Origin of the sequence: Paracoccus mutanolyticus (assembly GCF_003285265.1) — a bacterium.
Lineage (GTDB): Bacteria > Pseudomonadota > Alphaproteobacteria > Rhodobacterales > Rhodobacteraceae > Paracoccus > Paracoccus yeei.
On sequence record NZ_CP030239.1, the window covers coordinates 2,482,949 to 2,508,209 of the forward strand.

Genomic DNA, 25,261 nt, shown 5'->3' on the forward strand with positions numbered 1-25,261 from the left:
AGCAACAGCGGAACGCAGCCATGGCCCATGTAACGAACCACGACTATCAGATCCTTCCGCCCTCGATCTGGCCGCTCCTCGGCGCGATCGGCGCCTTCGTGATGCTGACGGGAACGGTTCGCGGCGCGGGCAATCAGATGTCCTGACGAATTGCGTCCGAAGCCGGTTCCTGATCGGGTTCGTCGGTCCTGGCAGGGCTATAGACGAACCAAAGTGCGTTTGCGAAGGTGCCAAGGGTGCCGGCAATGGCGTAGGTCAACAGGATCATCCACCACCGGGCACCGAGAGCCTGCAATACGGCTTCATCCTGTTCATCATGTCCGAGGTGATGTTCTTCGTCGCCTGGTTCTGGGCCTTCATCAAGAACGCGCTGTATCCGATGGGACCGGACAGCCCGATCAAGGACGGGGTCTGGCCGCCCGAAGGCATCGTGACCTTCGATCCCTGGCACCTGCCGCTGATCAACACGCTGATCCTGCTTCTGTCGGGTGTGGCCGTCACCTGGGCCCACCATGCCTTCGTCCACGAAGGCGACCGCCGGACCACGATCAACGGGCTGATCGTCGCGGTGATCCTGGGCCTGTGCTTACGAGCTGCAGGCGTACGCATTCGCACCCACATCCGGTGGCACGACATCTTCAGATGCCGCTGCCGTCTCTGGCATCTGGGTATCATCATTGGCAGGTGCCGCCACAGTCTCGTCTGCCTGTTCGTCTGCCTGATCCCTCCTGCTCGGACACCAACCCTGCAGCAGCAGTCGGCTTCGAGGCGGCGGCCTGGTACTGGCACTTCGTCGACGTGGTCTGGCTGTTCCTGTTCGTGGTCATCTATATCTGGGGCCGCTGATCCCGAACCATTCCCTGGACGGCGCGGGGCACCCCTCGCGCCGTTTTGCATGAGAGGGGCCGATGCGCCGCTATCTGTTTCCCCTGATCCTGGGCGTACTGGGTTGCGCCATCCTGGTCTCGCTGGGGGTCTGGCAGCTGCACCGCCTGGCCTGGAAGGAGTCGATGCTGGCCGACATCCAGCGCAGCATCGAGGGCGCGCCCGTGCCGCTGCCGGCCGCGGTGGATCCGTCGATGAAATACCTGCCGGTGACGGTGTCGGGCACCACCACGGGGCAGGAAATCGACGTGCTGTCGGGCACGCGCGAATCCGGCGGCGGCTATCAGATCGTGTCCGCCCTTGTGACCGACGACGGCCGCCGCATCCTGCTGGACCGCGGGTTCGTCGATCAGGACCACAAGCGCGACCCACGCCCGCCGGTCCGGCTGGACGTGGTCGGCAACCTGCACTGGCCGCAGGAAAAGGGCTCGGCCACGCCGGCGCCGAACCTCGACCAGAACATCTGGTTCGCGCGCGATGTCCCTGCGATGGCCAAGGCCCTGGGGACCGAACCCGTGCTGGTCGTCGCGGCCGAGGTCCGGGGCGACGCGCAGGGCGTCGAGCCCATCCCCGTCGCCATCGAGGGCATCCCGAACAACCATCTCAGCTATGCCGTGCAGTGGTTCATGATCGCCGCGGTCTGGGCAGGGATGACAGTCGCGCTGATCTGGCGTATCAGGCAGCGTCAATACTAGAGGATCACGATGCGCTACGTTTCGACCCGGGGGCGGGCAGAGGTTCTGGATTTCGCGCAGGCCATGATGACCGGGCTTGCGCGCGACGGCGGGCTTTACCTGCCGGAAACCATCCCCACGCTTTCGGCCGAACAGATCGCGGCGCTGGAAGGCCTGCCCTATGAGGAGGCGGCGCTGCGCGTGATCACGCCCTTCGTCGGCGACAGCTTCAGCCAGGACGAGCTCAGCGGCGCCATCGCCCGCGCCTATGCCGGGTTCGACCATGTGGCCCGCGCGCCGCTGGTGCAGCTGGCGCCGGGGCATCACCTGCTGGAACTGTTCCACGGGCCCACCATCGCCTTCACGGACTTTGCCATGCGCTGATCGGCCAGCTGTTCCAGATGTCGCTGGCAAAGTCGGGGCAGCGCGTCACGATCCTGGGCGCGACCTCGGGGGACACGGGCTCTGCCGCCATCGAGGCGTTCAAGGGCCTGCCCAACGTGGACGTGTTCATCATGTATCCGCACGGCCGCGTCAGCGCGGTGCAGCGCCGCCAGATGACGACGCCGGATGATGCGAACGTCCACGCGCTGGCCGTCGACGGCACCTTCGACGATTGCCAGGCCCGGCTGAAGGACCTGTTCAACGACCATGCCTTCCGCGACGCGGTGGGCTTGGCGGGCGTCAACTCGATCAACTGGGCGCGGGTGCTGGCGCAGATCGTCTATTACTTCACCGGCGCCGTGTCCCTGGGCGCGCCGGGGCGCGCGGTCGACTTTACCGTGCCGACCGGGAATTTCGGCGACATCTTCGCGGGCTCCATCGCCAAGGCGATGGGCCTGCCCATCGGCCGGCTGGTGGTGGCGACGAACCAGAACGACATCCTGCACCGGGCGCTGTCGACCGGCGAATACCGGGTGGGCACGGTCGCGCCCTCGATCAGCCCGTCGATGGACATCCAGGTCAGCTCGAACTTCGAGCGCGCGCTGTGGCTGGCCTATGGCCGCGACGGCGCCGCCGTCAGTCAGCTGATGGACGAGCTGAAATCCGGCGGCTTCGCGATCAGCCAGGGCGCGCTGCAGGCCTTGCGCGAAACCTTCGCCTCGGGCCGCGTGTCCGAGGAGGAGACCAGCGCCATGATCGCCACGATCCGGGTCGAGACCGGCCAGGTGATCTGCCCCCATACGGCGGTGGGCGTGGCCGTCGCGCGGCAAAACCTGCGCCCGGGTGTGCCCATGATCACGTTGGCGACCGCCCATCCGGCCAAGTTTCCCGATGCGGTGCAGGCCGCCATCGGCCTGCGCCCGGACCTGCCGCCGCAGATGGCCGGCCTGTTCCAGCGCCCCGAGCGCAGCACCCGAGTTGAAAATGACGCGGAAAAGCTTAAATCGCTGATCCTTGAACGGAGGTCAGCTTGAACCAAACCCGCATCAGCACGCTGCCCAACGGGCTGCGTGTCGTCACCCGCGACATGCCCGGGCTTCATTCCGCCGCCATCGGCATCTGGGTGAACGCCGGCTGCCGCGACGAGCGCGCCGAACAGAACGGCATCGCCCATTTCCTGGAGCACATGGCCTTCAAGGGCACGCCGACGCGCACGCCGCTTGAGATCGCCGAAGCTATTGAAAACGTGGGCGGCTATATCAACGCCTATACCTCGCGCGATGTGACCAGCTATTACGCGCGGGTACTGGCGGGCGATGTCGGCATGGCCTTGGACGTTATTTCCGACATCGTGCTGAACCCGATCTTCGACGCGCGCGAGATCGAGGTCGAACGCGGCGTGATCCTGCAGGAAATCGGCCAGTCGCTGGACACGCCGGACGACGTGATCTTCGACTGGCTGCAAGAGGCGGCCTATCCGGACCAGCCGATGGGCCGCACCATCCTGGGCCCGGCCGAGCGGGTCAGCCATTTTTCGCGCGATGACCTGTCGGGCTTCATCGGCGAACATTACGGGCCGGAACGCATGATCGTGTCGGCGGCGGGGGCGGTGGACCACGACCGCGTGCTGCGCCAGGTCGAGGCCATCTTCGGCCATCTGGCGCCGCGCGCCCGGACCGCGCGCGAACCCGCCCGCTGGCGGCCGCAGCTCCCCTTTCGCCGGACACACTTATCCCATTGCCGCAGTGACCGGGATGCCGAGGGCCGTGAAGCGATTCATGACCGCTGCGCGGATCTGGACCTCGGCAACCTGGCGGTCGAAGTCCTCGCGCCTGTTTCAGAAGGTGCGCGAGGAACGCGGCCTGTGCTATTCGATCTTTGCGCAATCGGGGTTCCACGACGACACCGGCATGGTGACGGTCTACGCCGGGACCTCGGGCGACCAGGTGGGCGATCTGGCCAATATCACCATCGACGAGATCCGCCGCTCGGCCGAGGACATGACCGAGGCCGAGATCGCCCGCGCCCGTGCCCAGTTGAAGGCCGGGCTGCTGATGGGGCTGGAAAGCCCGACCGGCCAGGCCGAGCGCATGGCCCGTTCGCTGGCGATCTGGGGCCGGGTGTCGGAGCCGGCCGAGGTCGCGGCGCGCATCGACGCGGTGACGGTCGAGGACGTGCGCGACCACGCCCAGCGGCTGATCGCGAACGCCCGCCCGGCGCTGGCGCTTTACGGCCCCGTCCGGGCCGCGCCCAGTCGCGACAGGCTGGCCGAGAGGCTCGCCGCCTGATGTTCCTGCGCCACCGTCCGCCGTGTCTGGAAACCGAGCGGATGGTGCTGCGCTTGCCCGTCCATGGCGATCATCTGGCCTGGGCGCAGCTGCGTGCCGAAAGCCGCGCCTTCCTGGCCGCGTGGGAGCCCGTCTGGGCGGCGGACCACCTGACGCGGCGCAGCTTTACCCATCGCGTCTATTGGGCGCGGCGGGCCTGCCGGAACGGCAATGCGCTGCCGCTGTTCCTGATCCGGCATGACGGCACGCTTCTGGGGGCGATCACGCTGGACAACATCCGGCGCGGCCCGGCGCAGTCGGCGACCATCGGTTACTGGATTGGCCAGCCCTTTGCCCGCCAGGGCTATATGCGCGAGGCCATCGGCGCCTTGGTCAGCCACGCCTTCACCGCCATGGACCTGAGCCGGATCGAGGCCGCCTGCCTGCCCGAGAACCTGGCCTCGCGCGGGGTGCTGGAGCGCTCGGGCTTCAAATACGAGGGCGTCGCGCAAAGCTACCTGCAGATCAACGGCCGCTGGCGCAACCATGTGCTTTATTCCAACCTGCGCCACGACCGGCGCGGCAAGACCGAGGTGCGCTGATGCATGAGCCCGCCGACGATGCCCTGGCCGCGCGCCTGCCGGCGGGCGTGCTGCGCGAGGTCGCGCCGGCCTTCTGGAGGAACCGCGCGGCCGCTATCTCGGCCGGGCGGGGCTGGTCGCGGCGCCGCGCACCACCGACGAGGTCGCGGCTGTGGTCCGCGCCTGCGCCGAGGCCGGCGTGGGCATCGTGCCGCGCGGCGGAGGCACCGGGCTGGTCTCGGGGCAGGTGATGCCGGATGGTCCCGCGCCGCTGATCCTGTCGCTGGAGCGGATGACCGCCCTGCGCGGTGCCTGGCCCGAGGAAAACGTCCTGGTCGCCGAAGCCGGCTGACCCTGCAGGCGTGCGCGACGCGGCCGAGGCGGCCGGCCGGCTGTTCCCGCTGTCGCTGGCCAGCCAGGGGACGGCGGCCATCGGCGGCTGCCTGGCGACCAACGCCGGCGGCGTCACGGCGCTGCGCTATGGCAGCGCCCGGGCGCTGTGCCTGGGGATCGAGACGGTCCTGCCCGACGGCTCGGTGGTCCACGACCTCAAGCGGCTGCGCAAGGACAACACCGGCTATGACATCCGCGACCTGCTGATCGGAGCCGAAGGCACCCTGGGTATCATCACCGCCGCCAGCCTGAAGCTGGTGGTGCCGCCGCCGAACGTGGGCGTGGCGATGCTGCAGGTGCCCGACCCCGCGGCGGCGCTGACCCTGCTGGCGCTGGCCGAGGGCCGGATGGCGGGCGGCGTCACCGCATTCGAGCTGATCGGCGGCCAGGGCCCGGCCTTCCTGGCCGAAGTCCTGCCCGAGATCCGCCAGCCCCTGCCGGGCGCCGACTGGTCGGTGCTGATCGAGGTCGGCCTGCCCGAAGGGCTTGCCCCCGACGCCGCGCTTGAAGGGCTTCTGGTCGATGCGATGGAGCGCGGCCTGGTTCTGGACGGCGTCATCGCCCAGTCCGGCCAGCAGGCTGCGGATTTCTGGTCCTTGCGCGAACACATCCCCGAGGCGAACCGCCGCATCGGAGCCATCGCCAGCCATGACATCAGTCTGCCCTTGTCGGAAATCGCCGGCTTCATCCGCGACGCGGGCGCCGCGCTGGCCGGACACGGCGTCAGGATCAACTGCTTCGGCCATCTGGGCGACGGCAACCTGCACTACAACCTGTTCCCCGCCGCCGGCGGCGCGCGGCGACTACGATGCGCTGCGTCCGGCGCTGTCGCGGCTGGTCCACCGGATGGCGGTGGACCGCGGCGGTTCGTTTTCGGCGGAACATGGCGTCGGCCGGCTGAAGGTGGCCGAGCTTGCCGAATGGGGCAACCCGGCCCGGCTGGCGGCCATGCGCGCGATCAAGCGCGCGCTCGACCCTCTGGGCATCATGAATCCGGGCGCGGTTCTTTCAGCAGGGGCGTAAGCCGCGCCCGCAGGTGGTCCAGATAGGCGGTCAGCCGCGGCGGGATGAAGGGCTGCGGCAGGTACAGCGCCTGGATGTCCAGCTGGGGGCCGGGGAAATCCGCCAGCACCCGCTCCAGCCGCCCCTCGGCCACATCGTCCGCGATGACGAAGCGCGGGACGATGCCCAGCCCGTCGCCCTGCAGCACCAGCCGGCGCACGCCCTGGGCGCTGTTCAGCGTGACGCGGCCGGGCAGCGGGACGCTGGCCGCCTTGCCGTCGACCACGAAGGTCGCCCGGTGGGCCGAGGCGGCGTTGCTGTCGCGGATCATCTGGTGGTCGCGCAGCGCGTCCGGGTGTGCGGGCCGGCCGTGGCGATCCAGATAGGCGGGGCTGCCCACGACCCAGCTTTCGGTCCCGCCGATGCGTCGCCCGATCAGGCTGGAATCGCCCAGCACGCCGATGCGCAGCGCCAGGTCGAAGCCCTCGGCCGCCAGATCCACATAGCGGTCGGTCAGGCGCAGGTCGATGCTGACGCCGGGGTTCTGCGCCAGGAAGTCGTGGGTCAGGACGCTGACGAACATCTCGCCGAAGGCGACGGGGGCGGTGATGCGCAGCCGGCCCGTCAGGGTGCCCTGGTCGGCGCGGGTCTGGGCGTCCAGTTCCTCGACCGCCGATAGGACGCGCCGGGCGGCGGAGAGGAAGCGTTCCCCCGAAGGTGTCAAGGACAGAGCGCGCGTGGTGCGATTGAGAAGCGTGACCCCCTGCTGCCGCTCCAGCGCCGCGACATATTTGCTGACCAGCTTGTTCGAGATGCCCAGCCGCTGCCCCGCCCGGGTAAAGGATCCCGCATCGACCACCGAGACGAAGGCGCGCAGCCCGTCGATCCGATCCATTCCATTTGCTCCGCCATGGCGACAATATGTCGGCGAATATCGAAGTTTTCGCGATAATCGCCAAGCCTTATCTGAGCTGGCAGTTACCCCCTTTCTTCATGGAAACGACGACATGACCGATAAAGAACGCAATGCCGATCTGGCGGCGCTGATCCTGCGCCTTGTGACCGGCGCCTGGTTCCTGACCCACGGGCTGATCAAGCTGTTCATCTTTACCCCCGCCGGGACCGCGGGTTATTTCCAGTCCATCGGCCTGCCCGGCGCGCTGGGCTATCTGACGATGCTGGCGGAAATCGCGGGCGGGCTGGCCCTGCTGGCCGGGATCGCCACGCGCTGGGTCTCGCTGGTCATGGCGGCTGTGCTGCTGGGCGCCACGATCTTTGGCCACGCGGGCAACGGCTTTACCTTCTCGAACCCCGGCGGCGGCTGGGAATACACCGTGCTTTGGGCGGTGGTGATGGTGGCGCTGTCGCTGCTGGGCGACGGCCGCTGGTCGCTGGCCAAGCGCGCCTGACGAAACGATCTTGCGAAAGGCCGGTCTGGCGCTGGCCTTTCCTTGCGTGCATGGCAGGGTTGATTTGCGCGTCGCCCGCCGAGCCTCTAAGACAGCCGGACCTTTGGGGGGAGGATTGCCGTGACCGAAGATCACCTGCGCCGGATTCGCCATGCCAGCCTGCGCGAACGTGTTGTCAGCGCCGATCAGGCCGCATCGCTGATCCGCGACGGCATGGTGCTGGGCATGTCCGGGTTCACCCGCGCGGGCGAGGCCAAGGCCGTGCCGATGGCCCTGGCCGAGCGTGCAAAGCGCGCGCCGATGAAGGTCACGCTGATGACCGGGGCCTCGCTTGGCAACGATCTGGACAAGACCATGGCCGAGGCGCATCTGTTGTCGCGCCGCATCCCCTTCATGTCCGACCCCGCCCTGCGCCGCGCCATCAACGCGGGCGAGGTGATGTATATCGACCAGCATCTGTCCGAGACGGTCGAGCAGCTGCGCACCTGCCAGCTGCCCCCGGTGGACATCGCCATCGTCGAGGCGGTGGCGATCACCGAGACGGGCGGCATCGTGCCCACCACCTCGGTCGGAAATTCGGCGAGCTTCGCGCTTCTGGCCGAGAAGGTGATCGTGGAGATCAACCTGAGCCAGTCCGAGATGCTGGAGGGGCTGCACGACATCTATATCCCGACCTATCGCCCGACACGCACGCCGATCCCGGTGGTGTCGCCGGAAAGCCGCGTCGGTTTCCCCTTCATCCCGGTGCCGCCCGAGCGCATCGCGGCCATCGTGGTCTCGACCAAGCTCGACTCGTCCTCGACCGTGCTGGACCCGGATGCCGACACCCGCGCCATCGCCGGCCACCTGACCGAATTCCTGAAGAACGAGGTCGCCCATTCCCGCCTGCCGAGCCACCTGCACCCCTTGCAGGCCGGCATCGGCACGATTGCCAACGCGGTGCTGCACGGCTTCATCGACAGCCCGTTCCACGACCTGACGATGTACAGCGAGGTCCTGCAGGATTCGACCTTCGACCTGATGGACGCGGGCAAGATGGTGTTTGCCTCGGGCTCGTCCATCACGCTGTCGGCGCCGAAATATGCCGAGGTGATGGGACGCTTCCAGGATTACAAACGCAAGCTGATCCTGCGCCCGCAGGAAATCTCCAACCACCCCGAGGTGGTGCGCCGGCTGGGGCTGATCTGCATCAACACGGCGCTGGAGTTCGACATCTACGGCAACGTGAACTCGACCCATGTCATGGGCACGCAGATGATGAACGGCATCGGCGGGTCCGGGGATTTCGCGCGCAATGCGTTCCTGTCGGTCTTCGTCAGCAAGTCCATGGCCAAGGGCGGGCGGATCTCCTCGGTGGTGCCGATGGTCAGCCATGTCGATCATACCGAGCATGACGTGGACATCCTGGTGACCGAACAGGGCCTGGCCGATCTGCGAGGCCTGGCGCCGCGCGAGCGGGCCCGGGTGATCCTGCGGAACTGCGTGGCGCCCGCGTGGCGGGACGCGCTGGAGGATTACCACGAGCGCGCGCTGGCCCGCGGTGGGCATACGCCGCATCTGCTGGAGGAGGCGCTGTCCTGGCACGACCGGCTGCGGCGAACCGGGACGATGCAGCCCGAATAGGCGAACGCCCCGCGTGCTGCGGGGCGTCGCCTTTTGGGTATTTGGAAAACGGTGACGATCACCAGGCCGGGATGACGGCGCCGGTGTATTTGTCCTGGATGTATTTCTTCACCGCGTCCGAGTGGTAGGAGTCGACCAGGGTCTTGGCCCAGGGCGCATCCTTGTCGGCAGTGCGGACGACGATGATGTTCGCATAGGGGCTTTCGGCGGCTTCGATGGCGATGGCGTCCTTTTCCGGGTTGAGGCCGGCTTCCAGCGCGTAGTTCGTGTTGATGATCGCCACGTCTGCATCGGCCAGCGCGCGCGGCAGCTGCGCTGCGTCGAGCTCCAGGAACTTGAGGTTCTTGGCGTTTTCCGTCACGTCGAGCGGCGTCGGGGTCAGGCCGGTGCCCTCGGCCAGCGTGATGACGCCCTTGTCCTGCAAGAGAAGCAGCGCGCGGCCGCCGTTGGTCGGGTCGTTCGGCAGCGCGACCTTGCCGCCCTCGGGCAGGTCGTCCAGCGACTTCAGCTTTTCGGAATAGACGCCCATCGGCGTGGTGATGGTCTTGCCGATGGCCACCAGGTCGAAGCCGCGGTCCTTGATCTGCTGGTCCAGATAGGGCTGGTGCTGGAAGCTGTTCGCTTGCAGGTCGCCGTCGTTCAGGGCCTGGTTCGGCACGACATAGTCGGTGAATTCGACGATGTCGATGTTCAGGCCCTTGTCCTTGGCGACCTTGGCCACCTGCTCCATGATCTCGGCATGTTCGCCGACCGAGACGCCGACCTTGATGTCCTCGGCCGAGGCCATGGCCGCGCTGAGCGCGAGGGCCGAGGCAAAGAGAGCGAGTTTGCGCATGGGGGTTCCTTTCACGGTTTACCGGCCCCGGTTGCGGGGCGCGCGTTTGTCAAAGCGGGATGCGATCCATTCGCCGAGCGATTGGACCGCCTGGACCAGAACGATCAGGATGACGACGACCGCCAGCATCACCTCGGGCATGAAGCGCTGGTAGCCGTAGCGGATGCCGAGGTCGCCCAGCCCCTCGCCGCCGACCGCGCCGACCATGGCGGAATAGCCGATCAGGCTGACGACGGCCAGCGTGAGGCCCAGGATGATGCCGGGCATCGCCTCGGGGATCAGGACCTTGCGCACGATCTGCATGGGAGTGGCGCCCATGGCGCGGGCGGCCTCGATCAGGCCGGCGTCGATTTCGCGGATCGCGGTTTCGATCAGGCGGGCGATGAAGGGGGCGGCTGCGATGGTCAAAGGCACGATGGCGGCGGTGGTGCCGATCGAGGTGCCCGCCAGCGCCGGGTCAGCGGGATGATCGCCACCACCAGGATGATGAACGGGGTCGAGCGCGCGGCATTGACGATCAGCCCCAGCACGGCGTTCAGCACCGGGGCCGACAGCAGCTCGCCCCGGCGCGAGGTGGCCAGGAAGATGCCCAGCGGCGCGCCGATGATCGTGCCGAGCAGGGTCGACATGGCGACCATGTAAAGCGTCTGCAGGGTCGATTCCCACAGGATCGGGATCAGGTTAGCCGACATAGCCAAGCACCTCGGTCAGAAGCCCGTGTTCTTCCAGGAAGGACCGCGATTCCGCCAAGCGGGACGCGGGCAGGCCGACGATCAGGCTGCCAAAGGGCTGGGTGCCGATTTCCTCGATGGCGCCGGCCAGGATGTTGACGCTGACGCCGCGTTCGGCGGTCAGCCGCGCCAGCATCGGGTCGGTCGCGTGGCGGCCGGTGAAGGTGACCTGGACCACCGCCTCGGCCTGATCCGACCCGGGGGTGTCGGTCATCATGCCCTTGACGAAATGCGGGATCGCGACGCCGGTCACGCCTTGCAGGAAGCTGCGCGTGGTCGGGTGCCGGGGCCGGGAAAACACGGCATAGGTCTCGCCCGCCTCGACGATGCGCCCGGCCTCGATCACGGCGACATGGCAGCAGATGTCGCGCACCACCGCCATGTCATGGGTGATCAGCAGGATGGTCAGGCCCATCTCGCGGTTGATGTCCTGCAGCAGTTCCAGCACCTGCTGCGTGGTGTCGGGGTCAAGCGCCGAGGTCGCCTCGTCCGACAGCAGGACGCGCGGTCCGGTGGCAAGCGCGCGGGCGATGCCCACGCGCTCCTTCTGGCCGCCCGACAGTTCGGCCGGATAGCGCCCGGCCTGCGCGCCAGCCCACGCGTTCGATCAGTTCGGCCACGCGGGGGGCGATGGCGGCGCGGGGTTCGCCCGCGATCGTCCAGCGGCAGGGCGATGTTTTCGGCCACGGTCAGGTGGAAACAGGTTGAAATGCTGGAAGACCATCCCGACCTCGCGCCGGATCGCGTGAAGCCGGCTGTCCGAGGCCGCGCCCACGTCGCGCCCGTGCACGATGACCTGCCCCGAGGACGGCCGCTCCAGCCCGTTGACCATGCGCAGAAGCGTGGACTTGCCCGCGCCGGACCGGCCGATGATCCCGGTGATCGCGCCTTCGGGCACGTCCAGGTCGATGTCGTGCAGCGCCACCACGTCGCCGCCGCGCTTTTGCGGATAGCGGCGCGTCACGCCCCGAAATGAGATTGCCGGCTCTGCCATGATCCTGTCCTGACTGTCAGGCTGACCTATGCGCCACGGCCACCGCTTGGCAAGGGGCCGGGGCAGGGCGGGGCGATGATCGCGTTCCACCCAGGACGCGCCGGGAGGAACCCTGTTCTTTTTCGCGCGCGAAGGGGTCAGCCCAGCCGGTAGTTCGGGCTTTCCCGGGTGATCTGCACGTCGTGGACGTGGCTTTCCTTGAGGCCCGCGCCGGTGATGCGGACGAACTGGCAGCCGCCGCGCATCTCGGCCACGGTGGCGTTGCCGGTATAGCCCATCGCGGCGCGCAGCCCCCCCACCAGCTGATGGATCACCGCGCTGGCCGAGCCCTTGTAGGGCACCTGGCCCTCGATCCCCTCGGGGACCAGCTTGTCGGTCGCCGCGTCCTTCTGGAAATAGCGGTCGGCCGAGCCGCGCGCCATGGCGCCAAGGCTGCCCATGCCGCGATAGGACTTGAAGCTGCGGCCCTGATACAGGATCACCTCGCCCGGGCTTTCGTCGGTGCCGGCGATGGCGCTGCCGACCATGGCGCAGCTTGCGCCTGCCGCAATGGCCTTGGCGAAGTCGCCCGAGAACTTGATGCCGCCGTCCGCGATCACCGGCACGTCGCCCGCGCCTCGTACCGCGTCCATGATGGCGGTCAGCTGCGGCACGCCGACACCCGCGACGATGCGGGTGGTGCAGATCGAGCCGGGGCCGATCCCCACCTTGATCGCATCGGCGCCGGCATCGACCAGGGCGCGCGCGGCCTCGGCGGTGGCGACGTTGCCGGCGACGACCTGGACCTCGTTCGACTGGTTCTTGATGCGGGCGACCGCGCGGGCCACGCCTTCGGAATGGCCGTGCGCGGTGTCGATCACGACCATATCGACGCCGGCGTCGACCAGCGCCATGCTGCGTTCATACCCTTCGTCGCCCACGGTCGAGGCGGCGGCGACCCGCAGCCGGCCCAGTTCGTCCTTGCAGGCCAGCGGGTTCAGCACCGACTGTTCGGTGTCCTTCAGCGTCAAAAGCCCGGTCAGCTTGCCTGCGGCATTGGTGATCAGCAGCTTTTCGATGCGCCGCGCCTTCATCAGGCTGATCGCCTCGGCCCGGTCGGCGGGCTCGCGCAGGATCGCCAGGTTGTCGGCCGTCATCACCGCCTTGACGGGCATGTCGTCGCTGTTGGCGAAGCGCATGTCGCGGTTGGTGATGATGCCGACGACGCGGCCTTCGGCATCGACGACCGGAAAGCCGGTGACGTTGTAACGTTCCTGCAGCGCCTTGGCGTCGGCCACGGTCTGGTCGGGCGTCAAGGTGATCGGGTTGTAGACGATGCCGGATTCAAAGCGCTTGACGCGGCGCACCTCGTCGGCCTGCTGGTCGGCGGTCAGGTTGCGGTGGATCACGCCGATGCCGCCGGCCTGGGCCATGGCGATGGCCATGCGGCTTTCGGTCACGGTGTCCATCGCGCTGGAGAGCAGGGGAATGTTCATGCGGATCTGCCGGGTGACGAAGGTCGTCACATCGGCGGTGGACGGCATCACCGAGGACGCCGCAGGAACCAGAAGAACGTCATCGAAGGTCAAAGCCTCACGAATCTGCATGGGAGCATCCTTGTCAGGGGTTCGTTTGGCAGTTTCCCATTTCACGGGCGGAACCGAATGTCCAGTGCGGCCGCACACCCGCCGCGCGACCCGTGCCGCTTGCCCCAGTGTGGCGAAGTGGCCGCAGCGACACGCGTAAAACGCGAACCGGCGTGGGACGCCGCGTCAGAAGGCTGATAAGATTGACGCAAGCCATTGGGCTGCCGCACGCTTTGTCCGGGTTCCTTGGAACCGTTTGGGGGAGGAAGACATGAAATATCTGATAACCGGGATCGGCCTGCTGCTGGGCAGCACCGCACCGGTTCTGGCCGGGGGAATCGAGCGGGCGCCGCAGTCGCTGGCCCCCCTGTTCGAAGAGGGAGATTATGTCGAGCTGAGCTTTGTTCCCGGTCGATCAGGACGTGTCGGGCCGCGACCTGGCGCTGTTCGGCGGGCGCGGCACCGGGGACGTGGCGCAAGGCTATGGCTTCGCCGGCATCGCCTACAAGCACCAGTTCAACCCGAACCTGTCGGGCGCCTTCATCATGGAGCAGCCCTTCGGCGCGGACATCCGCTATCCCGGGGGCGAATCGATTGCCCTGGGCGGCACCTTCGTCGAGGTGAACTCGACCACCTACACGGCCCTGCTGCGCTGGAAGTTCGAGAACAACTTCTCGGTCCATGGCGGTATTCGCGGGTCGCGCGCCGACGGCGTCGTCGGGTTGAACGGGGCGGCCTACGGCCCGCTTGCGGGCTATCAGGTGGACCTGGACAGCGCCTGGGGCGTGGGCTGGGTCGCGGGCGTCGCCTATGAGCGGCCCGACATCGCGGCGCGTGTCTCGCTGACCTACAACTCGCCCATCGAGCATGATTTCGACACGACCGAAACCCACCCGCTGGTCGGTGCGGTCGGCAGCGAGACGACGGTCAAGACCCCGCGGTCCTGGCTGCTCGAAGGGCAGACCGGCATCGCGCCCGACATGCTGTTGTTCGGCTCGATCCGCTGGGTGAACTGGTCCGAGTTCAAGGTCGAGCCGGTCTTGCTGGTCGGCGCCCCGCCCGCCGGCTTCGGCGTCGAGGGCGGGCTGGTCGAGCTTGAGGACACGACCACCTACACCATCGGCGTCGGCCGCAAGTTCACCGAGAACTGGTCGGGCTCGGTCTCGGTCATGTACGAACCCGATGGCGATGACCTGGTGTCGCCCCTGGCGCCCACCAACGGGCGCAAGGGCGTCACGCTGGCTGCGATCTATACGCAGGACAGCTTCAAGGTCACGACCGGCGTCAGCTATGTGAAGCTGGGCGATGCCTATGCCGAAACCGGCACGCCGGACGAGGCCCGCGCGCGCATGTCGGGCAACCATGCCTGGGGCGTGGGTGTCCGCGTCGGCTATCACTTCTGATCCGGGACCGGGCCGCGCCGGACCATCCCGGCGGCCCGGTTCATCCTTGGAATGCGCTCCGACCGCACCGGCCGTTCCGGTGCGGTCTTGCATTTCCGTCGCGCGCCACGGCGCAGTGCCACCGGCCTGCCGGGGCCGCCGCCCAAGCGCCGCGTTCTGCCGCGCGTCAGGATAGGTCGCGGGGCGGAAAGGACAATTTTCCCGCCGATGTCACCTTACCGTCACCTGTGGCGGGTAGCAGGGCGCCGTGAGCTTCGGCTCGGACGAGATTCAAACGAGGCAGGAATGCGCGCTCTGATTACCGCTTTGGCGGCCACCACGATGTTTACCTCTGTCGCCCAGGCGGCGACGATCATGCCGCTGGACCGCGCGACGATCCTCGCGGCCTCGCCTTTCGACTTCAAGGTCGAACTGGACGCCGTCCACCCCGAGACCGAGATCGCCGTGACCGTGAACGGCCAGCCCTATGCCGAGGTCTTCGGCAAGCCCGCCGATTATGTGGCCGAGGAAAAGGACGAGGACGGCACGGTCCTGGGCTCGGCCCTGATCCTGCGCGACCTGGCCCTGGCACAGGCGGGGGATTACACGGTCGAGGTCAAGGCCGGCGACGAAAGCAAGACCGTCACCTGGACCGTCTATGCCACCCCCGAGACCGCCAAGGCCAAGAACGTGATCTTCATGGTCGCGGACGGGCTGTCGGTCGCGCACCGCACCGCCGCCCGGATCATGTCCAAGGGCATGACCGAGGGCAAGGCCGACGGCCGGCTGGCGATGGACGACCTGGACCACATGGCCTTCATCGGCACCTCATCGACGCATTCCATCGCGACGGATTCGGCCAACACCATGTCGGCCTACATGACCGGACACAAAAGCCGGGTGAACGCGCTGGGCGTCTATGCCGACCGCACCGCGCCCAGCCAGAGACGACCCCAAGGTCGAAACCATCGCCGAGGCGCTGCGCCGCACCGGCGGCCGTTCGGTGGGCGTCGTCACCACCTCGGAACTGCAGGACGCGACGCCCGCGGCGGTGGTCGCCCACACCCGCAAGCGCGCGGACAAGGCCGATATCGTCGGCATGTTCTACCAGGTCCAGCCCGAGGTGATGCTGGGCGGCGGCTCGGCCTATTTCCTGAAGTCGGACGTGCCTGGCTCGAAACGCAAGGACGATCAGGACTATGTCCAGATGTTCCGCGACGCGGGCTATACGCTGGCGACCGACGCGGCCGAGCTTGACGCCGCGCGCGGCACCAACAGCGGCAAGATCCTGGGCACTGTTCCACACCGGCAACATGGACACCTGGCTGGACCGCAACCAGCTGAAGAAGGGCACCGTCGACAAGTTCCCGAACCAGCCTGGCCTGGTCGAGATGACCGAAGCGGCGCTGGACCAGCTCTCCAGGGACGAAGACGGCTTCTTCCTGATGGTCGAGGCCGCCTCGGTCGACAAGATGTCGCACCCGCTGGACTGGGACCGCGCCGTGGTCGAGACCATCGAATTCGACAAGGCCGTGGCCGTCGCCCGCGACTTCGCCGCCCAGCACCCCGACACGCTGGTGGTGGTGACGGGCGATCATACGCATGGCGTTTCGATCATCGGCACCATCGACGACGACAAGGACGTGGCCGATGCACGCGAAAAGGTCGGCGTCTATGACGACGCTGGCTTCCCGAACTATGTGGATGAGAACACCGACGGCTTCCCGGATGCGATCAACCCGACGCGCCGGCTGGCGATCTTCTCCAGCAACTTCCCCGACTATTACGAAACCTGGAGCCCCAAGCTCGACGGTCCCTTCGTTCCGGCGATCCAGAACGACAAGGGCGAATATGTCGCGAACGAGGCCTACAAGGACCTGCCGGGCGCCGTGCTGCGCGTCGGCAACCTGCCGCGCGAGAACGACACCGGCGTCCATGCGGTCGACGACATCGTGCTGCAGGCGACGGGCCCGGGGGCCGAGGCCTTCAAGGGCTACATGGAGCAGTCGGACGTCTACCGCGTGCTGGCCGATGCCATGGCGCTGGGTGCGCCGGCGCAGTGACGACAGCGGCCCGTCCCGGTGCAGCCGGGCGGGCCACCCTGACAGGAGGCAGCGATGATCCGCACGCACACCCTGACCCGCAGGAGCTGCCTGGCCGGCCTGGCCGGGCTTTCCCTGATCCGGCCCGCCCATGCGGCGGCGCCCGCGCTGACCTTTGACGAGCTTTACGGCAAGTTCAGCGCGCTGGGACGGGTTTACCGGAGAGTTTGTGGTTCACTGATTAGGCTGCTGGTCAGCGATTCAAGGTTTCGTGGAAAGCCTCCTGAGCAGGCGCTTCGTTCGGCGTGATGTAACCGATGGCGCTGTGCAGGCGGGTGTTGTTATACCAGTCGACCCATTTCAGGGTTTCCCATTCGACTTGCCCGACAGACTTCCAGGGTCCGAAGAACTTGATCACCTCGGTCTTGAACAGACCGATGATGCTTTCGGCGAGAGCGGCTTCGTCAGCCAGCTCCGGCTGCGCGGCGCGCGTTACGAACGGGTCTGAGCGCATGCTTTCGCTTGCCCTCACCGGCGTCGAGGTTGCCTATCCCGGGCTCGAGGCGCCGGTCCTGGCGCTGCCGACCCTGCACATCGCAGCGGGCGAGCATGTGGCCGTCACCGGCCCCTCGGGGTCGGGAAAATCGACACTGGTCAATGTGATCACGGGGCTCGAGCGTCCAGCGCGCGGGCGCGTGGTCTGGTCGGGCACCGACATCGCCGCCTTGTCCGAAGGACGGCGCGACCGCTGGCGCGGCGCGAATGTCGGGCTGGTCATGCAGGATTTCCACCTGTTTCCGGGGCTTTCGGCGCTGGACAACGTGGCCTTGCCGGCGCGGCTGGCGCGTGCCTTCCAGCCTTCCATGGCCCAGCGCGCGCGCGACCTGCTGGCGCGCCTTGGCCTGCAAAAGCCCGCCCAGATGATCGAGACCATGTCGCGGGGCGAGATGCAGCGCGTAGCCATCGCCCGAGCCCTGCTGCGCAATCCCGGGCTGATCGTGGCGGACGAGCCGACCGCCAGCCTGGACCCCCGCAATGCGGACCTGATCGGCACCCTGCTGCTGGAGCTTGCCGCCCAGGCCGGGGCCACGCTGGTCGTCGTCTCGCATGACGCGCGGCTGACCGCGCGGCTGGGCCGGCAGGTCCGGCTGGACCAGGGGCGCATCGCCGCCGACGGTCTGGCGAGGGCTGCCTGACATGATGGGATTCATCCTGGCCGACCTGCGTCGGCTGCGCCTCGGCTCGGCGCTGATCGTGGCGCTGGTGGCGCTGGCCGTGGCGCTTGGCGTCGCCGTCACCTTGCGGATCGGGCGCTGCGGCTGGGAGCGCGCGGGCACCGGCAAGTACGACCTGGTGATCGGGCTCCGGGAGGTAACGACTGGTTTCCACCGTGTTCCTGCAGCCGGCCGCCCTGCCGCTGGTGTCGGGCGACGTGCTGGCGGCATTGCAGGCCGATCCGCGCGTGGCCTGGGCGGCGCCCGTGGGCTTCGGCGATTTCGCGGACGGTCATCCGGTGGTCGGCACCACCACGGTGCTGCTGGAAAACACCGCGCCGGGCCTGGCGCAGGGGCGCATGTTCCAGTCCGGGTTCGAGGCAGTCCTGGGCGCGGCCGTCGACCTGCCGCTGGGGGCCGAGATCACCCCCACCCATGGCCAGCTGCATCAGGGCGGCCACGCGCACGAGGACGTGCATTACCATGTGAGCGGCCGGCTGCTGCCCACCGGCACCTCTTGGGACCGCGCCATCCTGGTGCCGATCTCCTCGGTCTGGTCGGTGCACGGCATGGGCGAGGAGCGCCACGACCACGATCACGACCATGACCACGCGGGCGCGCCCCTGGTCGAGCGCTGGGAGCCGGGCCAGGCGCCGGGGGTCCCCGCGATCCTGGTCAAGCCGAACAGCATCGCCGACGCCTACCGGCTGCGCCAGGACTACCGGGCCGAGGGCCGGACGCTCGCCATCTTTCCGGGCGAGGTGCTGACCGGGCTTTACGGTCTGCTCGGCGATGCGCGCCGCGTGCTGGGGGTGGTGTCGGCCGGGGCGCTTGCGCTGGTTGCGGCCGCGCTGGTGATGGTGACGGTCATCCACATCGGCCAGCGGCGGCGCCAGATCGGCGCCTTGCGGGCCTTCGGGGCGCCGGGCCGGGCAATCTTCGGCGTGGTCTGGACCGAGCTTTTCCTGCTGTTCGGCACCGGCATCGTGCTGGGATTCGCCGGCGGCTACCTGGCGTCCCTGCTGATGTCGCGGGCCATCTCCCGGGCGCAGGGCTTTGTCCTGCCGGTGGGCTTCGCCCCGCAGGATCTGGCCATGTTCCTGGTCCTGCTGGGGTTTTCGGCGCTGGCCGCGGCGGTTCCGGCCTGGCTTGCCTATCGCCAGCCCCCGGCGGCGGCGCTGCGGGGGTAAGGCGTCCATCCTATCTTAACCCTTGCGCGCTAGACCTGCGGCTATCGTCCTGTCGCGGGGGTTCATGCGGATACTCTCCCTTCTTGTCCTGATGCTCTCCTGCCTGTCCGCCGGGGCAGGGCAGGGGGCCGTCCCGCCCGCGGCCGAGGTTTGCGAATGGGCGACCCAGCAGGCCGCGCGGGAAAGCGGCGTGCCCCCCGACATCCTGGGCGCCCTGACCCTGACCGAGACGGGGCGGCGCATGGACGGCGTCGTCCGCCCCTGGGCCTGGAGCGCGAATGCCGAGGGCGAGGGGACCTGGTTCGACGACCCGCAAAGCGCCATCGCCTTTGCGCAGGATCGCGTGGCGCAGGGGCGCACCAACCTCGACATCGGCTGCTTCCAGCTGAATTTCCGCTGGCACGGCGAAAACTTCGCCTCGGTCGCGCAGATGTTCGACCCCCTGGAAAACGCGCGCTACGCCGCCCGCTTCGTCAGCCAGCTTTACACCGAAACGGGTGACTGGCGTGCCGCCGCCGGGGCGTTCCACTCTCGCACCCGGGTCCATGCCGACCGCTATCTGGCGCGGTTCGACGAATTGCGGGCCATGCTGCGCGGGCGCGGCTTTCAGGGCATGACCGGATCGCCCGAAACCTACAACAGCTTCGCTTCGATCGCCTCCGGCAGCCGCACGCGGGTGCGGGAACGGGTGATGCTGCTGGGCGCGCCCCTGGGAACGGAGGTGACGGGCACGCCGGGTTCCCTTGCCGCCATCGGTGCGGGGCGGGGGCCGTCGCTTGGCGCGACACGCGGGCCGCTGATCCTGGCGCGGGCGGCGGGGCCGCTGTTCGGCCAGGCCGATCCGCCGCCCCTGCCGCCCTGAGCGATTGACAAGCGCGCCCGCAGCGTCTTTCTGGGCGGACCCCTGACGCGGAGCCCGTCATGACCCCTGCCGCGCGCGCCGAGGCCGCGATCACCATTCTGGACCGGATCCTGGCCGGAGACCCGGCCGAGCCCGCGCTGCTGCGCTGGTCGCGCGCCAGCCGCATGCGGCTCGGGCGACCGGGCCGCGGTGCGCGACCTGGTCTTCGATGCGCTGCGCCGCAAGCGCTCGCGCGCGGCGCTGGGTGGGGCGATGACCGGGCGCGGGCTGATCCTGGGGATGTGCCGCGACCAAGGGCTGGACCCCGCTGCCCTGTTCACCGGCGAAGGCCATGCCCCGGCGCCCCTGACGGCCGAGGAACGGGCCGCGGGCCGCCCCCCGACCCCGGCCGAGGCGCGCGACCTGCCCGACTGGCTGCTGCCCCTCGGGACGCCTCGCTCGGCGCGCGGGCCGAGGCCGTGGCCCAGGCCATGCGCGCCCGCGCTCCGGTCTGGCTGCGGGCCAACACGCTGCGCGCCTCGCCCCAGCAGGCGGTCGCCGCGCTGGCCGAGGAAGGAATCGCGACCGAAGCCGCGGCAACCCTGCCCACGGCGCTGAGGGTGATCGACGGCGCACGCCGCATCGCCGGCTCGCGCGCCTATCGCGAGGGGCTGGTCGAGCTTCAGGACCTGTCGCCGCAACGCGCCTGCGCGGTCCTGCCCCTGGAAGGGAGCGTGCTGGATTACTGTTCGGGCGGCGGCGGCAAGGCCCTGGCGCTGGCCGCCCGCGGGGCCCGCGCCGTCACCGCCCATGACGTCGATGCCGCGCGCATGGCCGATCTTCCGGCGCGGGCCGCGCGGCCGGGGCGCGCATCCGCATCGCCCCGCCCGGAGGGGAGCGCGGGCACTTCGACCTGGTGGTGGCCGACGTGCCCTGTTCCGGCAGCGGCACCTGGCGGCGCACGCCCGACGCCAAATGGCGGCTGACGCCCCAGGGCTTCGCCGATCTTCTTGACCAGCAGGCGGCCATCCTGGCCCAAGCGGCCGGCTTGGACGCGGCGGGCGGACGTGCTGGCCTACATGACCTTCCCTGCCCAGCACCGCGCGAAATTGCGAGACGGTCCGCCGCTTTCTCGCGCAAGCCCCCTTCTCCCTGGTCGAGGAGCGGCGTTTCCTGCCGCCCGCGGACTCGGATGGATTCTACCTGGCGTTGATCAGACGGGATTAACCTGCCATTAACCCGGGGTGGATATGGAGGGCCGCACAAGCCGCCGTACAGGGGACCCCATGGCATCGACCCGCCCGGAAACATCGCGCTCTGCCCAGCTTCTGGTGCCCTATCTTTCGATGCCGCTGGTCATCGGATCCTGTGGATCGCGCTAGTTCCGCACCGTCACCAGCAGCCGGAACGCGCGGCCGATCACCGCGGGGCTCCGGTTCCTCGCGGGTTCAGCAGGCCCGACAGGGTCCGGTTCCTTCCCTGCGGCGCGCGGTCCGGCTGGCTCAGCCCGGTCCCGTCAGGGGGAGACCCTGCCGCGCCGGTTGCCGCCGTAGTCTCGCCAGGAACATGGGCTTCCTGCTCTGCGACCGGCCGTCGGCCGCAGGATCGGGATCTGATGCCGCCGCCGGGCCGAGCCGCGCTCGGCCTGGCAGGACCTGTGCATCGCCCTGGCGCGGAACGGCCGCACAAGCGCCGAGCTGGGGGACACGGGCAGCTTCATGGTGACGCGGGCGCCGGGCTCGGAGGTGCAGCACTGGCAGGGCGAGCGCCAGCCCGCGCCGGCGTTTTCTGCCCCGCCGCCTCCGGGCCGAGACGATTTCGACAGCCTGCCGGTGGCACTGCTGACGCTGGACGCCGCCGCCACGATCCTGCGCGCGAACCTGGCCGCGCGCGAGCTTCTGGGCGCGGACCTGCCCGGCCAGTCGCTTTCTGCCCTGTTCGACGGGCTCGGCCGCGAGATCGGCGACTGGGTGGCGGATGTCTGCGCCGGCCGTACCATCGGCGGCGCCGAGGTCGTCCACCTGAAGGCCGGCGGCCCGGACCGCTTCGTCCAGATCAGCCTGTCGCATGGCGCGGGCGATTACGTCACCGCCGTCCTGTCCGACGCAAGCGCGCTGAAAACGCTCGAGGCGCAATTCGTCCAAAGCCAGAAGATGCAGGCCATCGGCCAGCTTGCCGGCGGCATCGCGCATGATTTCAACAACCTGCTGACGGCGATCACCGGGCATGCGCCTTCTGATGCTGCGCCACGACAAGGCCGACCCCGATTACGCCGACCTGGACCAGATCAGCCAGAACGCCAACCGCGCGGCGGCGCTGGTGCGGCAGTTGCTGGCGTTTTCGCGCAAGCAGACGCTCAAGCCCCAGATCATGGACCTGCGCGACACGCTGTCGGACCTGACCCACCTGCTGAACCGCCTGGTGGGGGAACGGATCGTGCTGACCTTCGACCACGATCCGCAGCTGCGCATGATCCGCGCAGATCGCCGGCAGCTGGAACAGGTCATCATGAACCTGGTGGTGAACGCGCGCGACGCCATGCCCGGCGGCGGCGACATCACGGTCAGCACCGACAACCTGCGCCTGGACGGCGCGACCGAGATCGGGCGCGCCACCCTGCCGGCGGGGGATTACGTCCGCGTCCAGGTTCGCGACCGCGGCTGCGGCATCCCGGCCGAGGACCTGGCCAAGATCTTCGAGCCCTTCTACACCACCAAGCGCACGGGCGAGGGGACCGGACTTGGCCTGTCCACCGCCTATGGCATCGTCAAGCAGACCGGGGGCTATATCTTTTGCGACAGCACCCTGGGCGAGGGCAGCACCTTTTCGCTGTTCTTCCCGGCCCATGACCGCGACGCGGCCGAGGCGCCGGAACCGGAAAAGCCCCGCCCCGCCAAGCGCCCGCGCCGCGATGTCGAGGCCACCGTCCTGCTGGTCGAGGACGAGGCCCCGGTCCGCGCCTTCGCCAGCCGCGCGCTGAAGCTGCAGGGCTTCAACGTGCTCGAGGCCGCCTGCGCCGAGGACGCCCTGGCGCTGCTGTCCGACCAGCGCCTGAACGTCGACGTCTTCGTCACCGATGTCGTGATGCCGGGCATGGACGGGCCGGCCTGGGTCAGGACCGCGCTGCGCGACCGGCCGCAGACCCGCGTCATCTTCATGTCGGGCTATGCCGAGGATGTCTTTGCCGACGGCCGCCCGTCGGTGCCGCATTCGGCCTTCCTGCCCAAGCCCTTCTCGCTGTCGGACCTGACGGCGCTGGTCAGCCGCCAGCTGGAGATGGGGCCGGTCCCGGCGGGTGGTCAGAGCGAATCGTAAAGCGCCACGTCGCGCTCCATGACCCGGCGCAGCCGCGTCTCTTGCGGCTCGTCCAGCGAGACGTCGACCGCGGGCGGCACGTTCACCCGCGGCAGGCTGATCGCGCAGTCCAGCCGGTCCTCGAGGAAATGCGTGAAGGCCTCGATGTCCTCATAGCGGAAGATGCGGTCCACCCGGTCCCCGTCCCGGGTCAGAAAGCCCGACTGCGACCCGATCTCCCGGTCCTCGTGACCGGCATAGGCCTGGGCGAAATCGGCAAAGCTGACCCCGGTCATGGCGTGGTCCGGGTCGTCCATGTCGTCGCGCAGCCGAAAGCGGTACCAGCTGCGCAGCCAGTCGATCGGTTCGCGCATCAGGGCGACGGTGGTGAAGCCCTCGCCCGCCATTGCCTGCAGCCAGGGCTCGATATGGCCGCGGTAATGGGCAAGGTTCGTATGCTTGAGGGCCGCGGGCCGCTGCACGGCCACGTTGGCCAGGGCTTCGAGCGCGGCCTCGATCGCGGTCGAGCCCGCCTTGGGCGTGGCCAGGAACACCAGGCGCTTTTCCCAGAAAATCAACATGCAGCAGGCCATCCGTCCGTCGTCGCAAGCGGCATGGGGATAAACCCCCGGCGCAGGGCTGTAAACCGTTTCTTAACCCCTGCGGCGGATGCTGGGAAAGCGGGGCCGGCGCGGGGCCGCGAATCGCGGGCGATCTTGCAATTTGATGCAAAAGCGCCCAAATAGGAACAACCCGTGAACATCGTCGCGGGCGGGCACAGATTGCCCCGGCCTTCGGGGTGTGTGATAAGCATGAGGACGGCATGGCAGGGGCAACTCTTTTCGACATGAACGACAAGCGCTCGGCAGACAAGCAAAAGGCGCTGGACAGCGCGCTCGCACAGATCGAGCGGCAGTTCGGCAAGGGCTCCATCATGAAGCTGGGGGCCGACAATCCCGTGGCCGAGATCGAGGCGACCTCGACCGGCTCGCTGGGGCTCGACATCGCATTGGGGATCGGCGGCCTGCCCAAGGGCCGCATCATCGAGATCTTCGGCCCGGAAAGCTCGGGCAAGCCACGCTGACGCTGCATGTGGTGGCCGAGGATCAGAAGAAGGGCGGCGTCTGCGCCTTCGTCGACGCCGAACACGCGCTGGATCCGCAATACGCCAAGAAGCTGGGCGTGAACCTGGACGAACTCCTGATCAGCCAGCCCGACACGGGCGAACAGGCGCTGGAGATCGTCGACACGCTGGTGCGCTCGGGCGCGGTGAACCTGGTGGTGGTCGACTCGGTCGCGGCGCTGACGCCCAAGTCCGAGATCGAGGGCGACATGGGCGACATGCAGATGGGCAGCCAGGCCCGTCTGATGAGCCAGGCGATGCGCAAGCTGACCGCCAGCATCGGCCGGTCGAACTGCATGGTGATCTTCATCAACCAGATCCGCATGAAGATCGGCGTGATGTTCGGCAACCCGGAAACCACGACTGGGGGCAACGCGCTGAAGTTCTACGCCTCGGTCCGGCTCGACATCCGCCGCACCGGCGCGATCAAGGACCGCGACGAGGTGGTCGGCAACGCCACCCGCGTCAAGGTGGTCAAGAACAAGGTGGCGCCGCCCTTCCGCCAGGTCGAGTTCGACATCATGTATGGCGAGGGGATCTCCAAGGTCGGCGAACTGATCGACCTGGGCATCAAGGCCGGGGTGGTCGAGAAATCGGGCAGCTGGTATTCCTATGGCGACGAACGCATCGGCCAGGGCCGCGAGAACGCCAAGCAGTATCTGCGCGACCATCCCGAGGTGTCCTTCGCCATCGAGGACAAGATCCGCGCCAGCCACGGCCTGGATTTCGGCGCGACCGAGGACAGCGACGACAGCCTGACCAGGAGTGATCCGAGGCCTTGGCCGGACAGGATGCGCGGGGCCTCCCCGCGCATTTCCCATGTCCGGGGGCC

15 protein-coding genes and 13 pseudogenes are annotated in these 25,261 nt (G+C 68.4%); 20 read left to right on the forward strand and 8 right to left on the reverse strand.

Going from position 1 to position 25,261, the window contains the following annotated elements; all coding sequences use genetic code 11:
- The first annotated feature begins 20 nt into the window (after nucleotides 1-20).
- The 4 genes and pseudogenes from DPM13_RS27185 to DPM13_RS21035 form a co-directional block, all read left to right on the forward strand.
- Nucleotides 21-846: pseudogene (locus DPM13_RS27185) on the forward strand (cytochrome c oxidase subunit 3).
- A gap of 62 nt (nucleotides 847-908) precedes the next feature.
- Nucleotides 909-1,580 carry an SURF1 family protein gene (locus DPM13_RS13475; protein ID WP_080621997.1) on the forward strand — a complete coding sequence of 224 codons (672 nt, stop codon included), beginning with the start codon at nucleotides 909-911 and terminating at the stop codon, nucleotides 1,578-1,580.
- Nucleotides 1,581-1,589: 9 nt separating this feature from the next.
- Nucleotides 1,590-2,977 (forward strand): annotated as a pseudogene (gene thrC / locus DPM13_RS13480) (threonine synthase).
- A gap of 53 nt (nucleotides 2,978-3,030) precedes the next feature.
- A pseudogene (locus DPM13_RS21035) lies at nucleotides 3,031-3,588 on the forward strand (M16 family metallopeptidase); the annotation flags it as partial.
- An 84-nt stretch (nucleotides 3,589-3,672) separates the two neighbouring features.
- On the opposite strand, the pseudogene DPM13_RS21040 reads toward DPM13_RS21035, so the two are convergent.
- A pseudogene (locus DPM13_RS21040) lies at nucleotides 3,673-3,768 on the reverse strand (IS5/IS1182 family transposase); the annotation flags it as partial.
- Between DPM13_RS21040 and DPM13_RS21045 the strand changes: the two are divergent.
- The 3 genes and pseudogenes from DPM13_RS21045 to DPM13_RS13495 all read left to right on the forward strand — a co-directional run.
- Nucleotides 3,728-4,231 (forward strand): annotated as a pseudogene (locus DPM13_RS21045) (M16 family metallopeptidase); the annotation flags it as partial. The pseudogenes DPM13_RS21040 and DPM13_RS21045 sit on opposite strands and share 41 nt — an antisense overlap.
- Nucleotides 4,231-4,812: a GNAT family N-acetyltransferase gene (locus tag DPM13_RS13490; RefSeq protein WP_028718314.1), complete on the forward strand. Its 582-nt coding sequence runs from the start codon at nucleotides 4,231-4,233 to the stop codon at nucleotides 4,810-4,812. The pseudogene DPM13_RS21045 and the gene DPM13_RS13490, both read left to right, overlap by 1 nt.
- Nucleotides 4,812-6,207, forward strand: a pseudogene (locus DPM13_RS13495) (FAD-binding oxidoreductase). Before DPM13_RS13490 ends, DPM13_RS13495 begins: the two are co-directional and overlap by 1 nt.
- Here the strand turns inward: DPM13_RS13495 and DPM13_RS13500 are convergent.
- Complete coding sequence (locus tag DPM13_RS13500; protein ID WP_112888203.1) at nucleotides 6,170-7,081, reverse strand: LysR family transcriptional regulator; 912 nt, start codon at nucleotides 7,079-7,081, stop codon at nucleotides 6,170-6,172. The pseudogene DPM13_RS13495 and the gene DPM13_RS13500 overlap by 38 nt on opposite strands.
- A 112-nt stretch (nucleotides 7,082-7,193) precedes the next feature.
- Here DPM13_RS13500 and DPM13_RS13505 point away from each other — a divergent pair, with 112 nt between their 5' ends.
- Together DPM13_RS13505 and DPM13_RS13510 are read left to right on the forward strand one after the other, a co-directional pair.
- The gene (locus DPM13_RS13505; protein ID WP_099648977.1) at nucleotides 7,194-7,595 is read left to right on the forward strand and encodes a DoxX family protein; all 402 of its coding nucleotides are present in this window, start codon (nucleotides 7,194-7,196) and stop codon (nucleotides 7,593-7,595) included.
- 120 nt (nucleotides 7,596-7,715) lie between these two features.
- Nucleotides 7,716-9,218: an acetyl-CoA hydrolase/transferase family protein gene (locus DPM13_RS13510; protein ID WP_112888204.1), complete on the forward strand. Its 1,503-nt coding sequence runs from the start codon at nucleotides 7,716-7,718 to the stop codon at nucleotides 9,216-9,218.
- 58 nt (nucleotides 9,219-9,276) lie between these two features.
- On the opposite strand, the gene DPM13_RS13515 is transcribed toward DPM13_RS13510, so the two are convergent.
- The 4 genes and pseudogenes from DPM13_RS13515 to guaB all read right to left on the reverse strand — a co-directional run bounded on the left by DPM13_RS13515 (nucleotide 9,277) and on the right by guaB (nucleotide 13,364).
- Nucleotides 9,277-10,053 (reverse strand): MetQ/NlpA family ABC transporter substrate-binding protein, encoded by a 777-nt coding sequence (locus DPM13_RS13515; RefSeq protein WP_099648978.1) that lies wholly within the window; start codon nucleotides 10,051-10,053, stop codon nucleotides 9,277-9,279.
- A gap of 18 nt (nucleotides 10,054-10,071) precedes the next feature.
- Nucleotides 10,072-10,745, reverse strand: a pseudogene (locus DPM13_RS13520) (methionine ABC transporter permease).
- Nucleotides 10,735-11,778, reverse strand: a pseudogene (locus DPM13_RS13525) (methionine ABC transporter ATP-binding protein). Before DPM13_RS13525 ends, DPM13_RS13520 begins: the two co-directional pseudogenes overlap by 11 nt.
- Before the next feature lie 137 nt (nucleotides 11,779-11,915).
- The gene (gene guaB / locus DPM13_RS13530) at nucleotides 11,916-13,364 is read right to left on the reverse strand and encodes an IMP dehydrogenase (protein WP_080622004.1); all 1,449 of its coding nucleotides are present in this window, start codon (nucleotides 13,362-13,364) and stop codon (nucleotides 11,916-11,918) included.
- 380 nt (nucleotides 13,365-13,744) lie between these two features.
- Here guaB and DPM13_RS13535 point away from each other — a divergent pair, with 380 nt between their 5' ends.
- The 4 genes and pseudogenes from DPM13_RS13535 to DPM13_RS25200 all read left to right on the forward strand — a co-directional run bounded on the left by DPM13_RS13535 (nucleotide 13,745) and on the right by DPM13_RS25200 (nucleotide 16,788).
- Nucleotides 13,745-14,746: an OmpP1/FadL family transporter gene (locus DPM13_RS13535; protein ID WP_223252024.1), complete on the forward strand. Its 1,002-nt coding sequence runs from the start codon at nucleotides 13,745-13,747 to the stop codon at nucleotides 14,744-14,746.
- 678 nt (nucleotides 14,747-15,424) lie between these two features.
- A pseudogene (locus DPM13_RS25190) lies at nucleotides 15,425-15,592 on the forward strand (hypothetical protein); the annotation flags it as partial.
- Nucleotides 15,593-15,644: 52 nt separating this feature from the next.
- A pseudogene (locus DPM13_RS25195) lies at nucleotides 15,645-15,956 on the forward strand (alkaline phosphatase); the annotation flags it as partial.
- A 22-nt stretch (nucleotides 15,957-15,978) separates the two neighbouring features.
- Nucleotides 15,979-16,788 carry an alkaline phosphatase gene (locus tag DPM13_RS25200; RefSeq protein WP_262983133.1) on the forward strand — a complete coding sequence of 270 codons (810 nt, stop codon included), beginning with the start codon at nucleotides 15,979-15,981 and terminating at the stop codon, nucleotides 16,786-16,788.
- 232 nt (nucleotides 16,789-17,020) lie between these two features.
- On the opposite strand, the pseudogene DPM13_RS13545 reads toward DPM13_RS25200, so the two are convergent.
- Nucleotides 17,021-17,224 (reverse strand): annotated as a pseudogene (locus tag DPM13_RS13545) (integrase core domain-containing protein); the annotation flags it as partial.
- A gap of 55 nt (nucleotides 17,225-17,279) precedes the next feature.
- On the opposite strand from DPM13_RS13545, the gene DPM13_RS13550 reads away from it, so the two are divergent.
- The 6 genes and pseudogenes from DPM13_RS13550 to DPM13_RS13570 form a co-directional block, all read left to right on the forward strand.
- Nucleotides 17,280-17,963, forward strand: a complete 684-nt coding sequence (locus DPM13_RS13550) for an ABC transporter ATP-binding protein (protein WP_099648983.1) — start codon at nucleotides 17,280-17,282, stop codon at nucleotides 17,961-17,963.
- A gap of 194 nt (nucleotides 17,964-18,157) precedes the next feature.
- Nucleotides 18,158-19,171: an ABC transporter permease gene (locus DPM13_RS13555; protein WP_223252025.1), complete on the forward strand. Its 1,014-nt coding sequence runs from the start codon at nucleotides 18,158-18,160 to the stop codon at nucleotides 19,169-19,171.
- A 64-nt stretch (nucleotides 19,172-19,235) separates the two neighbouring features.
- Nucleotides 19,236-20,033, forward strand: coding sequence for a lysozyme family protein (locus DPM13_RS13560; RefSeq protein WP_223252026.1), 798 nt, complete (start codon nucleotides 19,236-19,238; stop codon nucleotides 20,031-20,033).
- A gap of 59 nt (nucleotides 20,034-20,092) precedes the next feature.
- Nucleotides 20,093-20,998, forward strand: coding sequence for an RsmB/NOP family class I SAM-dependent RNA methyltransferase (locus tag DPM13_RS13565; RefSeq protein ID WP_317616315.1), 906 nt, complete (start codon nucleotides 20,093-20,095; stop codon nucleotides 20,996-20,998).
- Entirely contained in the window at nucleotides 20,941-21,225 is a 285-nt protein-coding gene (locus tag DPM13_RS26135; RefSeq protein WP_317616449.1) for a hypothetical protein, read from the forward strand. Before DPM13_RS13565 ends, DPM13_RS26135 begins: the two co-directional genes overlap by 58 nt.
- Before the next feature lie 601 nt (nucleotides 21,226-21,826).
- A pseudogene (locus DPM13_RS13570) lies at nucleotides 21,827-23,327 on the forward strand (ATP-binding protein); the annotation flags it as partial.
- Here DPM13_RS13570 and DPM13_RS13575 read toward each other — a convergent pair.
- Nucleotides 23,312-23,887, reverse strand: a complete 576-nt coding sequence (locus DPM13_RS13575; RefSeq protein WP_112888775.1) for a sulfotransferase family 2 domain-containing protein — start codon at nucleotides 23,885-23,887, stop codon at nucleotides 23,312-23,314. The pseudogene DPM13_RS13570 and the gene DPM13_RS13575 sit on opposite strands and share 16 nt — an antisense overlap.
- Nucleotides 23,888-24,129: 242 nt before the next feature.
- Here DPM13_RS13575 and recA point away from each other — a divergent pair.
- A pseudogene (gene recA / locus DPM13_RS13580) lies at nucleotides 24,130-25,187 on the forward strand (recombinase RecA); the annotation flags it as partial.
- Nucleotides 25,188-25,261: the final 74 nt, after the last annotated feature.